This window comes from Stenotrophomonas muris (assembly GCF_052751275.1).
This window is the reverse complement of sequence record NZ_CP199879.1, coordinates 2841170-2854294: the sequence shown is the minus strand read 5'-3', so window position 1 is coordinate 2854294 and position 13125 is coordinate 2841170. Positions and strand designations below refer to the sequence as shown.

At 67.0% G+C, this 13125-nt stretch carries 13 protein-coding genes; 7 read left to right on the top strand and 6 right to left on the bottom strand.

Annotated features, from left to right (window positions below; genetic code table 11):
• Nucleotides 1–58 precede the first annotated feature (58 nt).
• Both ACUVWL_RS13360 and ACUVWL_RS13355 read left to right on the top strand, forming a co-directional pair.
• Complete coding sequence (locus ACUVWL_RS13360) at nucleotides 59–562, top strand: hypothetical protein (protein WP_329768255.1); 504 nt, start codon at nucleotides 59–61, stop codon at nucleotides 560–562.
• Nucleotides 563–608: 46 nt separating this feature from the next.
• Nucleotides 609–1664, top strand: coding sequence for a suppressor of fused domain protein (locus tag ACUVWL_RS13355; protein ID WP_049406569.1), 1056 nt, complete (start codon nucleotides 609–611; stop codon nucleotides 1662–1664).
• A 119-nt stretch (nucleotides 1665–1783) separates the two neighbouring features.
• On the opposite strand, the gene ACUVWL_RS13350 is transcribed toward ACUVWL_RS13355, so the two are convergent.
• From ACUVWL_RS13350 to ACUVWL_RS13330, 5 genes are all read right to left on the bottom strand, one after another.
• A complete protein-coding gene (locus ACUVWL_RS13350) occupies nucleotides 1784–2395 on the bottom strand; it encodes a glutathione S-transferase N-terminal domain-containing protein (RefSeq protein WP_014646068.1) in 612 nt (203 codons plus the stop codon).
• Between the two features lie 84 nt (nucleotides 2396–2479).
• Complete coding sequence (locus tag ACUVWL_RS13345; protein ID WP_004154513.1) at nucleotides 2480–2938, bottom strand: cell wall hydrolase; 459 nt, start codon at nucleotides 2936–2938, stop codon at nucleotides 2480–2482.
• A 297-nt stretch (nucleotides 2939–3235) separates the two neighbouring features.
• Complete coding sequence (locus tag ACUVWL_RS13340; protein WP_445978456.1) at nucleotides 3236–5266, bottom strand: FAD-dependent oxidoreductase; 2031 nt, start codon at nucleotides 5264–5266, stop codon at nucleotides 3236–3238.
• Between the two features lie 270 nt (nucleotides 5267–5536).
• Complete coding sequence (gene yczE, locus ACUVWL_RS13335) at nucleotides 5537–6166, bottom strand: membrane protein YczE (protein WP_014646070.1); 630 nt, start codon at nucleotides 6164–6166, stop codon at nucleotides 5537–5539.
• 182 nt (nucleotides 6167–6348) lie between these two features.
• A complete protein-coding gene (locus tag ACUVWL_RS13330) occupies nucleotides 6349–7380 on the bottom strand; it encodes a zinc-binding alcohol dehydrogenase family protein (RefSeq protein ID WP_445978455.1) in 1032 nt (343 codons plus the stop codon).
• 357 nt (nucleotides 7381–7737) lie between these two features.
• On the opposite strand from ACUVWL_RS13330, the gene ACUVWL_RS13325 reads away from it, so the two are divergent.
• From ACUVWL_RS13325 to ACUVWL_RS13310, 4 genes are all read left to right on the top strand, one after another.
• A complete protein-coding gene (locus ACUVWL_RS13325; protein WP_014646072.1) occupies nucleotides 7738–8829 on the top strand; it encodes an OmpA family protein in 1092 nt (363 codons plus the stop codon).
• A 218-nt stretch (nucleotides 8830–9047) separates the two neighbouring features.
• The gene (locus tag ACUVWL_RS13320) at nucleotides 9048–9554 is read left to right on the top strand and encodes a hypothetical protein (protein ID WP_014646073.1); all 507 of its coding nucleotides are present in this window, start codon (nucleotides 9048–9050) and stop codon (nucleotides 9552–9554) included.
• Between the two features lie 20 nt (nucleotides 9555–9574).
• Nucleotides 9575–10381: a pseudouridine synthase gene (locus tag ACUVWL_RS13315; protein WP_153643616.1), complete on the top strand. Its 807-nt coding sequence runs from the start codon at nucleotides 9575–9577 to the stop codon at nucleotides 10379–10381.
• Nucleotides 10382–10466: 85 nt separating this feature from the next.
• Entirely contained in the window at nucleotides 10467–10802 is a 336-nt protein-coding gene (locus ACUVWL_RS13310; RefSeq protein ID WP_046429100.1) for a hypothetical protein, read from the top strand.
• Nucleotides 10803–10963: 161 nt separating this feature from the next.
• Here the strand turns inward: ACUVWL_RS13310 and kbl are convergent, their stop codons facing one another.
• Nucleotides 10964–12172: a glycine C-acetyltransferase gene (gene kbl, locus ACUVWL_RS13305; RefSeq protein WP_046429102.1), complete on the bottom strand. Its 1209-nt coding sequence runs from the start codon at nucleotides 12170–12172 to the stop codon at nucleotides 10964–10966.
• Between the two features lie 201 nt (nucleotides 12173–12373).
• Between kbl and ACUVWL_RS13300 the strand changes: the two genes are divergently transcribed.
• Complete coding sequence (locus ACUVWL_RS13300) at nucleotides 12374–13069, top strand: TorF family putative porin (RefSeq protein ID WP_014646076.1); 696 nt, start codon at nucleotides 12374–12376, stop codon at nucleotides 13067–13069.
• Nucleotides 13070–13125 lie beyond the last annotated feature (56 nt).

Genomic DNA, 13125 nt, shown 5'->3' with positions numbered 1-13125 from the left:
ACAGGGGAGCGTGCCCGCGAGGGCGCGCTGGCATTGCGCATCGAGCGAGGGGGAGGCAATGGCATTGCTGCACGCCAAGACGGCTGCTGGCCGTCAGGAAATCGAAGACCGTAGCCGGCGCCTGCCGGCGGCACTGCGTTCGATCCTGCTGATGGTCGATGGCCATCGCAACGACACCGAACTGCGTGGCCTGTTCGAAGGCCTGCGGGCACCACCGGACGCACTGGAGCAATTGTCAGCACAGGGCCTGATCGAAGTGATCGGCGGAAGCGCAGAGGTGGCGCCGGCGCGCGGCATCAGCACCGGGCGCGAACACGACCCGGTGCTGTACCAGCAGTTGTACGACGCGATGAGCGAGGCGGTGCGCCGCCACCTGGGCCTGAAGGGCTACTTCATGCAGTTGAAGATCGAACGCTGCACCGATGCGCTGGCGCTGGAGCGCTTGTGCCCGGAGTTGCTGGCGGCGGTGGGCAAGGCACGCAGCCCGGCATTGGCGCAGCGCTGGTGGCAGGAAACCCAGTCGGCGGTGCTGAACGCTGGCAGTGAGGTCGTGCAGGCCTGAGCCACCGCGTAAAGTGATCGGTTCACTTCCCTACAAGGAGTCCCGCGTGCAGGACGACCACGACGACACCGACACCCCAGGCTGGGACGCGATCAATGCGGCGCTGGCGCCGCTGTATGCCGGCCAGGAGCCGCGCCACTTCGGCACCGCGCTTCCGTACACGCTCGGTGGCCAGGATCCACTGGATGGCATCAGCGTGTACTGGGCGGATGCGCCGGTACCGCACTGGCATTACATCACCTACGGCTTCTCCGAGCTGTACGCCAAGGAGAGCAGTGATGCAGATGCCAGCGGTTATGGCTTCGAGCTGACCTTCCGTCTGGCTGCCGAGGCCGGTGAGAACGCCGGCAGCACCCCGCCGGTGTGGCCGATGAACCTGCTGCAGAACCTGGCGCGTTACGTGTTCGGCAGTGGGAACGTGTTCGAGGATGGCCATCACCTCAACGCCAACGGTCCGATCGCGCTGGAGACCGGCACGCGGCTGTGCCATCTGGCCTTCATTGCGGACCCGCAGTTGCCGGCGCGGGACACGGCCAACGGCCATCTGCAGTTCCTGCAGTTGGTCGGATTGACCGATGAGGAGATGGAGGCGGTCAAGCGCTGGTCGACGCGTGGCGTGCTGCAGGCGCTGCTGCCGGCGATGCCGCTGTGGATCAGCGATCTGCATCGCGACAACCTGCTGGAGGACCCTGCGCTGGCACAGCGGGTGCAGGCCGGCAGCGAACGCGAGGGTTCCAGCACCGGCATGCTGTTCATCGAGACCCTGGACTGGCGGCAGGAGGCGGGCGTCACCACGCTGGTGCTCGGCGCCGGTCAGGTCGCCAGCGTGTGCGAACTGTTGCCGCTGCGCCTGCGCCATGGCAAATCGCTGGAACTGGCCAGCCGCGAGCGGCAGTGGGAGTTCATCGCGCACGGGGGCGGTGAAGCGGCGGACGTATCCGCCGACAGCGCGCGCTGGTCACTGGACGAGGCGGGCCTGCAGGCCCTGGCAGGGGTGCGCGCCGAGCGCGGGGTTTACCCGGTGGCGGGGGCGCTGCGCATCGAAGTGGTGCCGACCTACCTGCGCGATGCCAAGGGGGAAGTGATCCGCCAGATCGGCTGATCGCGCGAATGATATCGAGGGGTCGGAGCCGCCTGCTGCGCAGGCGGATCCGACCCCGTCTGGTGGCCGGTGGGGTCAGATCCGTCCGCCACGCGAACGGCTCTGACCCCTGACCAAGGTCAGGCCAGGCCTTCGGCCTTCAGCGCGGCCTGCACGCCGGCATCGGCATCCATGCGTGCCTTGTAGGCGGCCAGATTGTCCAGGCCCGACAGGTCGACCTTGGTGCCGGCGGCCCAGCGCAGGGTGATGTAGAAGTACGGGTCGGCGAAGCTGCGGAAGCCGGCCAGCCAGGGCTTGTCGGCCAGCTGCCTGTCGGCGGTCTCGAACAGGCCACGCAGGCGCTTGTGCGCGGCGGCGCGGATCGCGTCGTACTGGCCTTCGTCGGCAATGAACTTGCCCGGCGCGAACAGCGGCGAGAAGGCCGGGTGCACGTCGGAATTGACGAACGCCAGCCAGCGGGTGGCTTCGGCGCGCTGGCGCGGGCTGCCGTCACCGCCGAGGCCGGCCTGCGGGAAGCTGTCGGCGATATAGCCCATGATCGCGGCGTTCTGCAGCAGCACGAAGTCGCCGTCGACCAGCGCGGGCACCGCACCGGCCGGATTGATCTTGAGGAATTCCGGACCCTTCAGGGTGTCCTTGTTCAGCAGTTCAACCTCGAACGGCTGGCCGGTCCACTGCAGGGCGATGTGGTCGGCGGTGGAACAGGCACCGGGCTTGCTGTACAGCTTCATGGGAACTCCAGGCGATGCGGGCGGGAAACGCCCACTATCCCAGAGCCTGCCGGCAGGCGGCAACGCTGCCGCCGGCACGGATCGTTACGACTGCCGCGGCTTGAGGTTCTGCACCTTATAGAAGGTGTGATCGCCGATGGTGGCCACCTGGTAGGCATTGCGCCAGTTCGGGCTGGCGATGGACAGCGCGGCGAAGTGGCTGGCACCGGGCACGATCTCGCGGCGCTCGCCGGCCGGCAGCGCCCAGTTGCGCTCGGCGTCGAAGGCCACGTTCATTGCCTCGCTCCAGGCCGCGTCGTTGCCCAACTGGGTGCCGGGGGAGACGATGGTCGGTGCGAACTGCTTGCGCGCGGTGACCACCTGGCACATCGAGTCGCCCCACAGGCCACTGTCGAGACGGCGCAGTGCGACCTCGGCGACGGCCTGCTGGCCGCGCAGGGTCTGGTCGCGGGCTTCCAGGTAAACGGTGGTGCTCAAACACAGTGAATCAGCGGCCGGCTGCGGCAACAACTGCGACAGCCAGAGAATCCAGGCCAGTTTCATATAACTCCTTGCTCCGTATGGGCCGCACCCTCCGGTTCCGGCCGCAGGGCGACAGGAGGCGGGGTACGACTTGGCGTCATGGGGAGGCGGCCATCGGGGCCGCCCCGTTGGGCAGCCCCAAAAGAAACGACCAGTACCGATCGTGGGGCTGCGCCGGCTCACCGGAAACTGGCTGGTGAGCGGAAAGATGGCGCAAGGTAGGGGGGCGTAGCCGAACGCATCGTGAACCGCTCGGCTTGACATTCAGGTTCAATGAGGGTGACGGAAATCACATTCCGCCCCCCATTCAGGCGCTCATCAGAGCCCGGCGGCAACCCGGCTGCCCTGGTCGATGGCGCGCTTGGCGTCGAGTTCTGCGGCCACGTCGGCACCGCCGATCAGCTGCGCGTTGATGCCGGCCGCCTGCAGTTCGGCCTGCAGCGCGCGGTTGGGTTCCTGCCCGGCGCAGATCACCACATGGTCGACCGGCAGCAGCTGTTCGCTGCCGTCCACGCGGATGCGCAGGCCCGCGTCGTCCACGCCGAGGTACTCGACGCCACCGAGCATGCGCACGCCCTTGGCCTTCAGCGTGGCGCGATGGATCCAGCCGGTGGTCTTGCCCAGGCGCGCGCCGGGCTTGCCCGGGCTGCGCTGCAGCAGCCACAGCCGGCGCGGCGAGGTTTCAACCTCCGGCCTGGCCAGTGAGCCGCGGGCCTCGAAGGTGCTGTCCACGCCCCATTCGGCCATCCAGCGCTGCGGGTCGAGGGAGGGGGACTCGCCGGCGTGGCTGAGGAATTCGCCGACATCGAAGCCGATGCCGCCGGCGCCGATGATCGCCGCACTGGCGCCCACTTCGACCCGGCCCAGCAGTACGTCCAGATAGCTGACCACCCTGGCGTGGTCGGCACCGGGGAAATCAACTCTGCGCGGCGTGATGCCGGTGGCCAGCACCACTTCGTCGAAGCCGGTCAGCTGGGCGGCATCGGCGCGGGTGCCGAGGCGCAGCTGCACACCGGTTTCGGCCAGTTTGTGGCGGAAGTAGCGCAGGGTCTCGTGGAACTCTTCCTTGCCGGGGATGCGCTTGGCCACGTTGAACTGGCCGCCGATCTCATCATTGGCGTCGAACAGGGTGACCTGGTGGCCGCGCTGGGCAGCGACGGTGGCACAGGCCAGGCCGGCAGGGCCGGCACCGACCACGGCAATCTTCTTCGGCGTGGCGGTGGGGTGATAGACCAGCTCGGTCTCGTGCGCGGCGCGCGGATTGACCAGGCAGCTGGCCAGCTTGTTCTCGAACACGTGGTCCAGGCAGGCCTGGTTGCAGGCGATGCAGGTGTTGATCGCCTCGGCGCGGCCGGCACGGGCCTTGTTCGGCCACTGCGGGTCGGCCAGCAGCGGGCGCGCCAGCGACACCATGTCGGCGCCGCCATTGGCGAGGATGCGCTCGGCGACGTCGGGCATGTTGATGCGGTTGGTCGCCACCAGCGGCACCTTCACATGCGGCTTGAGCTTGGCGGTGACCCCGGCGAAGGCAGCACGCGGCACCGAGGTGGCGATGGTCGGAATGCGCGCTTCGTGCCAGCCGATGCCGGAATTGATGATCGTTGCGCCGGCCGCCTCGATGGCCTGCGCCTGCTGCACGATTTCTTCCCAGCTGCTGCCGTCGTCGACCAGATCCACCAGCGACAGGCGATAGATGATGATGAAGTCCGGGCCGCAGGCCTCGCGGATGCGGCCTACGATCTCGACCGCGAAGCGCATGCGTTGGCGCGCGTCGCCGCCCCAGGCATCGGTGCGCTTGTTGGTGCGCGGGGCGATGAATTCGTTGATGAGGTAGCCCTCCGAACCCATCACTTCCACGCCGTCGTAGCCAGCCTCGCGGGCCAGCTTCGCGCTGCGTGCGTAATCGGCGATATGCCGGTCGACGCCGCTGGCCGACAACACGCGCGGGGTGAACGGGTTGATCGGTGCCTTCAGCTTCGACGGTGCCACCGACAACGGGTGATAGGCGTAACGGCCTGCATGCAGCAGCTGCAGGCAGATCTTCGCGCCGTGCTGGTGCGCGGCGGCGGTGAGCTGGCGGTGCGGCCGCACTTCCCAGGGCCAGGACAGCTTGCCGCCGAACGGCTTCAGCCAGCCGACCACATTCGGTGCGAAGCCGCCGGTGACGATCAGGCCGACGCCGCCCTCGGCGCGCTCGGCGAAATACGCCGCCAGCCGCGGGAAGTCGCGGGCGCGATCCTCCAGGCCGGTGTGCATCGAGCCCATCAATACGCGGTTGCGCAGTTGGGTGAAGCCCAGGTCCAGCGGGGCGAACAGATGGGGATAGGCGCTTTCGTTGGCTGGCGACATGGTCGATACGCTTGCGTACGGAAGCGCGAAGCGTGCCGCGAAACGGCGGCCGGGGCAAGGGCCGCTGGATGGCGCCGGCGCTGCCCCCGAACTCCGGGGGCGATAGTGCCGGCCGCTGGCCGGGTACGCTCGGCACATGCGTGCTGTCGCTCCCGCGTTTCGCTGCGCGAATCGCGGGCCCCACTTACCGGCCTCCCCCTCCGCGCCTGCGGCGCTGCCCCCGAACTCCGGGGGCGATAGTGCCGGCCGCTGGCCGGCATTCGGGGCAGCTCAGGGTGATTGCGGCTGCCGGGCAGCGGCGGGTACGACCGGGGGGCGGCCGATCCCGAACCAGCCCAGCGTGACGCCGCACAGCGGGCCGATCAGCAGGGCGAAGGCGAGGGTGCCGAGGCCGACATTGCCGCCCAGCCACCAGCCCAGCAGCAATACGCTGCCTTCGATCAGGCTGCGCACCTTCCAGATCGGCCAACCGGTGCGGGCATGCAGGCCAGTCATCAAGCCATCGCGCGGTCCCGGGCCGAGGCGGGCGCCGATGTACAGGCCGGTGGCCAGCGCGACCAGCAGCATGCCTGCACAGAACATCGCCAGCTGCCAGCCCACGCCGATGGCCGGTGGCAGCAGCCACAACCCGAACTGTGCGGAGGGACCGATCAGCATCACGTTGAGCACCGTGCCGACGCCCGGCTTCTGGCGCAGTGGCCACCACAGCAACAGCACCAGTGCGCCGATGACATTGGTCGCCAGCCCGAAGGACAGCGGCGTCTGTGCGGCGATGCCCTGCGACAGCACGTCCCAGGGCGCCACGCCGATGGCGGCACGGATCATCAGCGAGGCACCGAAGCCATACAGGAACAGGCCGGTGATCAGTTGCAGCAGGCGCAGGGGCAGGGCGGTAGGCATGGTGGGCTCGGGGGAGGGGAGATCTGTTTCCACCGTATCCCTGATTTCCTTGAGCCCATAGATACAGATCCCAGCCAATCCGCTGGTACAGGCAGCGCCGATCCTGCAGGCGGGCGGTTGAGCAGGGCCGCGCCCGTGCTCTGCTGGTGGCGGCAGGCGTAGCAGCCTGGCGTGGGCTCGGCCTACATCACGGCGTCAGTGTCCCAGCCCACCAGCGCCAGCTTGCCCACCGTGTGCCCGCTGGCCAGGCGCTGATGCGCGATGTCCAGGTTGGCCGCATTGATCGTGCCCAGCGTTTCACTGAGCGTGCCACGCAGCTGGCCGGCATCGATCATGCTGGCGGCGCGGCTGAGGATGCGATGCTGTTCGATGCAGTCGGCGGTGGCGAAGCGCGAGCGCGCGAACATGAACTCCCAATGGATGCCGATGCATTTGGCCTTGTACGGATCGCCGATGCGCAGTGCGCCACGCGGCTCCACGATCAGGCCGACATGGCCCTGTGGTGCCAGCAGCTGGCCCAGTTCGTCCCAGTAGTGATCGGTGTCGGCCAGGTTGAGCGCCACCTGCACTGCGTCGATGCCCAGTGCCTGCAGCTGGGGCTGCAGCGGCTGCCGATGGTCGATCACATGCGTGGCCCCCATCTGCCGGCACCAGTCGATCGAGGCCTCGCGCGAGGCGGTGGCGATCACCTCGAAGCCGGCATGGCGGGCCAGCTGGATCGCCATCGAGCCCACGCCTCCCGCACCGCCGATCACCAGCAGGTGCTGGCCGCCATGGCGGCGATCATCCAGGTGCAGCGGCATGCGCTGAAACAACAGCTCCCAGGCGGTCAGCGTGGTCAGGGGTAGTGCGGCGGCTTCGGCGAAATCGAGCGTGCTCGGCTTGCGGGCGACCAGGCGCTCGTCCACCCACTGGTACTGGGCGTTGCAGCCCGGCCGGGTAACGTCACCGGCGAAGTAGACCTCGTCACCGGAGGCGAACAGGCTGGCCTCGTCACCGATGGCTTCGACCACACCGGCGGCGTCCCAGCCGAGCACCCGGGGAACCTCAAGGGTGGCCGGATCGGTAGCGGCCCGCTGCTTGCCATCGACGGGGTTGACCGATACCGCTTCGATCCGCACCAGCAGATCGCGGCCGCGAGGAGGCAGCGGCGGCGGCAGCAGGACATCACGCAGGGCAGGTGCGTATTCACGACTCAGGGCGACGGCTTTCATCACGGCTCCGGCTGGGTTCGTGATCACATCATAAGGTTCCTCACGTTTCCGCAAACCTGCTGAACCGTGCGATGCAATGTGCTGCGCAGTATGTCGGTTTTCGCGCTTAAACCCCGTCAAACCCTTGCAGCGTGTGGGTCTTGCGGATTTTCATCATCCTGTATAGGGTTTCAACGTCGGACCGGTCGACGGTCGGGCGCAACACTTCACATGTTACGGGACTGTTAACATGGCCTTCACCCGCCTGAGCATAATGTTCGCGGCGGTGGCGTGCTGAATCGGCTGTCGTACATCGACGCACTAGTGCTGGCCCATGCCTCTACCGGTTTCATACCCCCGAAATAGGAGCTGTACTCAATGAACAAGAAGATCCTTACTGCCGCGCTGCTGGGCGGCCTGGCTTTCGCCCAGGCAGCTTCGGCGCAGGAGTTCGATGACCGCTGGTACCTGACCGGTTCGGCCGGCTTCAACTTCCAGGACAGCGACCGTCTGACCAATGACGCTCCGTTCGTGACCTTGGGCCTGGGTAAGTTCATCAGCCCGAACTGGTCGCTGGACGGTGAACTGAACTACCAGAACCCGAACTTCGACAGCAACCAGGACCTGAACTGGTCGCAGTACGGCGTCTCGCTGGACCTGCGTCGCCACTTCATCAAGGAAGGCCGCGGCTGGAACCCGTACATCGTCGGTGGCCTGGGCTACCAGAAGTCGGAAGAAGAGTACGCTGCAATCGACAACAACGGTCCGCGCCAGCGTAAGGACGGCAACGTTGCCGCCAAGCTGGGCGTCGGCCTGCAGACCACCTTCGAGAAGCGTGTTGCTGTCCGCGCCGAAGTGGCCTACCGCGCTGACTTCGACGACCAGAGCATCGCCGCCAAGGACGAGAGCTGGTTCGGCGACGTGCTGGCTTCGGTCGGCGTCGTGATCCCGCTGGGCCCGGCTCCGGTCGCGGCTGCTCCGGCTCCGGCTCCGGTTGCCCCGAGCTGCGCCGACCTGGATGACGACGGTGACGGCGTCAACAACTGCGACGACAAGTGCCCGAACTCGCAGCCGGGTCAGACCATCGGTCCGGACGGTTGCCCGGTTCCGGTCTCCATCGACCTGAAGGGCGTCAACTTCGACTTCGACAAGTCGAACCTGCGTCCGGACGCCGTGGCGATCCTGAGCGAAGCCACCGAGATCCTGAAGCGTTACCCGGATCTGCGCGTTGAAGTTGCCGGTCACACCGACTCGAAGGGTACCGACGCTTACAACCAGAAGCTGTCGGAGCGTCGCGCCACCGCCGTGTACAACTACCTGACCAAGAACGGCGTCGACGCCGGTCGCCTGGTCGGCCCGATCGGCTACGGCGAGAGCCGTCCGATTGCTCCGAACACCAACCCGGATGGTTCGGACAACCCGGAAGGTCGCGCCAAGAACCGTCGTACCGAGCTGAACGTCCAGAACTAAGTTCTGACGCTCTGCCAGTAGGACACAGCAGGACCCGGCTTCGGCCGGGTCTTGTTGTTTCTGCGGTCCGGAACCCGGCGTTTCAGGCGCGGGAGTAACCGTTCGTCGGGATTTTGCCCATAAAACCAATGAGTTGCCGTATTCATTGAAAGTGGCGCTTGAAAGCTGTCGCGGCATTGCTAAACTCGCCGCGTCACTTCCTTTCCTGGATGCCCTTCATGCTGCGCTCTGCATCGGCCGCCTTCCTGGCGCTGGCCCTGGTTCCCGCCGCCCACGCTGCGGTCGATTGCTCGGTCAACACCAGCGCCTCGCCGCTGCCGTTGCCGGCCACGACCATCGCGCCGGTGGCCGACGAGCTCTACATCCGTGGCAACCAGCTGGGCATGCCGGCCGGCGTGCTGAGCAGCAACTACGATCCGTCGCAGTCGCTGGACCAGGTGCTGCAGCGCCTGCGCATCGATGGGTGCCAGAACATCGCCAAGGCCATTCCGAGCGCACCGGCGGTGAAGCCGAACGATCCGGCGGCCTACAAGCCGCAGACCGAATTCGACAACACGCCCTGGCGCTTCGACATGAGCCAGAACGGCAAGCGCATGACCGCCGAAGAGTTCGACGCCTGGATGAAGGCGCGTGGCGTGCGTGTGGTCAAGGCGCGTCCGGCTCCGGCCGCCACTCCGGCTGCGGCCGAAGCACCGGCTGAGACCAAGCCGGTCGACAAGAAGTAAGCGCGGCGGGGAGCAGAGGCTTGCGCACGCGCCGCCCACCTGCTGCCCCCGCTGCCCGCTCCCACGCATCGCGTGGGCGTGCGGTTCCGGATGTCTCCAATGGCGTGCGCCATGGCCTGGCGCGCGTGCTGTCCAAGGCCGGCGTGTGCTCACGCAGCGAGGCCGCGCGATGGATTTCCGATGGCCGCGTGCGCGTGTCCGGCCGCATCATCCGTGATCCCGAGTTCCCGATTGCCAGTCCGCACCCGCCGATCGAAGTCGATGGCCGGCCGATGGATGCGCCGCAGCGGCTGTACCTGGTGCTCAACAAGCCGCGCGGCGTGGTGACCACGGCGCAGGACGAGCGTGGTCGCGACACGGTGTATCGCTGCTTCGATGGTGCCGGCCTGCCGTGGATCGCGCCGGTCGGGCGCCTGGACAAGGCCAGCGAAGGGCTGTTGTTGTTCAGCAATGATCCGCAGTGGGCGGCGCGCCTGACCGATCCGGAGACCGGCCCACAGAAGACCTATCACGTGCAGGTGGATCGTCTTCCCGATGAGGACACCCTGGCCGCGCTGCGCGCCGGTGTCGAGGACGAGGGCGAGTTCCTCGTCGCCCAGGCCGTGCGCGTACTGCGCAGTGGCGACAAGACCGCATGGCTGGAGGTGGTCCTCGACGAGGGACGCAACCGCCATATCCGCCGCCTGTTGGCGGCCTTCGACCTGCAGGTGCTGCGCCTGGTCCGGGTCGCGATCGGTGGGCTGCTGCTCGGCGATCTCGGCAAGGGGCAATGGCGGGTGCTGGAGGTCAGCGACCAGCAGCGGCTGGGGGCCGCTGCACCGGGCTGATCATCGCCCGCGGCCGGCAGTTGCCGGCCACCGTTCCAGGCGTAGGGGGCGCCTGGTTGCTGAATTTCCCGAACGGAGCCTGCCCATGTACCACCCGACCCTCAACCAAACCCTGCGCTGCGCAGGCCTGCTGCTGCCGATGGTGCTGCTGGCCGCCTGTGGCGGCCACAAGAAGGTGGCCAAGGCGGAAACGCCTGTCGAGACCCCGGTGGTGGAAGTGAAGACCCCGGAGCTGGATGGTCGCGGCAGTTACCGCTTCCTGATGAGCAACGGCGACAAGAAGATGACCGCCGATGAGTTCGATGCCTGGATGAAGGCCAACGGCATCCGCGTTGCCAAGGGCAACGGCCAGGACGCCGCCGCCAAGCCGGTAGTGGTGGCCAGCAAGGAAGAGCCGAAGGGCAAGAAGAAAAAGAAGTGACGCCTGGCGGTGCCGACCCTGGCCGGCACGCCCTCAGGCCACGGCGGGTGCCGACCGTGGTCGGCAGCCATCCAGCCCGGTAGGTGCCGACCTTGGTCGGCACGCTTTGACCAGCGGGGTCAGGGCCTTTTCCGCAGGAAAGGGATCCGACCCCGGCATGATCAGCCCTTGACCACGCCCAGTTCGACACCAATGCGGGTGAACGCATCGATCGCGCGATCCAGGTGCTCGCGGCTGTGCGCGGCGCTGATCTGGGTCCGGATGCGGGCCTGGCCCTTGGGCACCACCGGGAAGAAGAAGCCGATCGCGTAGATGCCTTCTTCCAGCAGGCGCTCGGCGAATTTCTGCGCCAACGGTGCGTCATACAGCATTACCGGGCTGATCGGATGCACGCCCGGCTTCACGTCGAAACCGGCGGCGGCCATCTTCTCGCGGAAGTAGGCGGTGTTCTCGGCCAGCGTGCTGCGAAGGTCGTCAGCGGCAGCCAGCATTTCGAACGCCTTGATGCCGGCGGCCACCACATGCGGCGGCAGCGAGTTGGAGAACAGGTACGGGCGCGAGCGCTGGCGCAGCAGTTCGATCACCTCGGCGCTGGCGCAGGTGAAGCCGCCCAGCGCGCCGCCCATGGCCTTGCCCAGAGTGCCGGTGATGATGTCGATCTTCTCCAGCACGCCCTTGACCTCGGCCGAACCACGGCCGGTAGCGCCAAGGAAGCCGGTGGCGTGGCATTCGTCGATGTGTACCAGCGCGTTGTACTTCTTCGCCAGCGCGGTGATCTCGTCCAGCGGCGCGATGAAGCCGTCCATCGAGAATACGCCATCGGTGGTGATCAGCTTGGTCTTGCAGCCTGCGGCATCGGCGGCCTGCAGCTGCGCTTCCAGATCGGCCATGTCGCAGTTGGCGTAGCGGAAGCGCTTGGCCTTGCACAGGCGCACGCCGTCGATGATCGAAGCATGGTTCAGCGCGTCGGAAATGATCGCGTCGTTCTCGCCGAGCAGCGGCTCGAACAGGCCACCGTTGGCATCGAAGCAGGCCGCGTACAGGATGGTGTCCTGCTTGCCGAAGAAATCGGCGATCTGCTTCTCCAGCTGCTTGTGCAGGTCCTGGGTGCCGCAGATGAAGCGCACCGAGGCCATGCCGAAGCCGTGGGTATCCAGTGCGTCCTTGGCGGCCTGGATCAGGTCCGGATGGTCGGCCAGGCCCAGGTAGTTGTTGGCACAGAAGTTCAGCACCTTGCGGCCGTCGTCGAGGGTGATCTCGGCCGATTGCGGGCTGGTGATGATCCGCTCGGACTTGAACAGGCCCTGGGCGCGGATGGCGTCCAGTTCCTCGGCGTAGTGGCGGGTCAGGGCGGAGGAGACGTCGGTCATGGCGTGGGCACGGCTCTGAACGGGGAAACCGCTGATTCTACCGGGCATCGCCGGTCATCAACCGGGCTGGATGGGGCATCGCCATGGGCAGTGCATGTTGCATCGCAATAGCAAAGTGGTTAAGAATTCGTGAACCGGAGCTGTCGCGCTCCGGCCGCTCCCGCCTTCCACGCCACGCCACCGCCCCCACCGGAGACGCTCATGAAGCACGCCCGTGCCTGCCTCGCCATTGCCGCTGCCCTGACCCTGGCCGCCCCGTTCGCCGCCAGCGCGCAGGAGAACGAATCGCCGTACAGCTGGAATGTCACCGCCGTTTCCGACTACCTGTTCCGTGGCGTGTCGCAGACCGACGAGAAGCCGACCCTGCAGGCGGGCTTCACCTACACCTCGCCGGTGGGCCTGTATGCCGGTGTCTGGGGTTCGGGCGTGGACTTCGGTCCGGGCGATCCGAACACCGAGATCGACTACCAGATCGGCTACGGCGTGGACGTCACTTCGCGCGTCAACTTCGACGTGCTGCTGAACCGCTACACCTACCTCGGTGCCAGCCACCAGAACTACAACGAGCTGGTGACCACCACCACGCTCGACGACACCTACAAGCTGACCGTGGCCTACACCAACGACCAGTGGAACAGCGGCACCGATGGCTGGTACTACGGCTTGGGCGGCAGCTGGGGCCTGCCGAAGGACTTCACGCTGAATGCCAACGTCGGTCGCAGCACCTTCGAGGACGGCATCGCCAAGGACTATACCGACTGGAACGTCGGCGTCAGCCGCCAGTTCGGCCTGTTCAACGTCGGCCTGGGCTACTACGGCACCGACGGCAATGGACGCGAGAACTCGGGCAAGCTGGCCCACAGCCGGGTGCTGCTGACCGTGGCCGTGGGCAAGTAACGCCGCAGGCGTTACGGTAGGTGCCAAGCTTGCCTGGCACGCATTGCGAAAAAGGC

Excerpts from the sequence above, each read along its gene's own strand:
- ACUVWL_RS13360 (WP_329768255.1), top strand. The coding sequence starts at position 59 with ATGGCATTGCTGCACGCCAAGACGGCTGCTGGCCGTCAGGAAATCGAA.
- ACUVWL_RS13350 (WP_014646068.1), bottom strand. The coding sequence starts at position 2,395 with ATGAAGCTGTACAGCAAGCCCGGTGCCTGTTCCACCGCCGACCACATC.
- ACUVWL_RS13345 (WP_004154513.1), bottom strand. The coding sequence starts at position 2,938 with ATGAAACTGGCCTGGATTCTCTGGCTGTCGCAGTTGTTGCCGCAGCCG.
- ACUVWL_RS13340 (WP_445978456.1), bottom strand. The coding sequence starts at position 5,266 with ATGTCGCCAGCCAACGAAAGCGCCTATCCCCATCTGTTCGCCCCGCTG.
- yczE (WP_014646070.1), bottom strand. The coding sequence starts at position 6,166 with ATGCCTACCGCCCTGCCCCTGCGCCTGCTGCAACTGATCACCGGCCTG.
- ACUVWL_RS13330 (WP_445978455.1), bottom strand. The coding sequence starts at position 7,380 with ATGAAAGCCGTCGCCCTGAGTCGTGAATACGCACCTGCCCTGCGTGAT.
- ACUVWL_RS13325 (WP_014646072.1), top strand. The coding sequence starts at position 7,738 with ATGAACAAGAAGATCCTTACTGCCGCGCTGCTGGGCGGCCTGGCTTTC.
- ACUVWL_RS13320 (WP_014646073.1), top strand. The coding sequence starts at position 9,048 with ATGCTGCGCTCTGCATCGGCCGCCTTCCTGGCGCTGGCCCTGGTTCCC.
- ACUVWL_RS13310 (WP_046429100.1), top strand. The coding sequence starts at position 10,467 with ATGTACCACCCGACCCTCAACCAAACCCTGCGCTGCGCAGGCCTGCTG.
- kbl (WP_046429102.1), bottom strand. The coding sequence starts at position 12,172 with ATGACCGACGTCTCCTCCGCCCTGACCCGCCACTACGCCGAGGAACTG.
- ACUVWL_RS13300 (WP_014646076.1), top strand. The coding sequence starts at position 12,374 with ATGAAGCACGCCCGTGCCTGCCTCGCCATTGCCGCTGCCCTGACCCTG.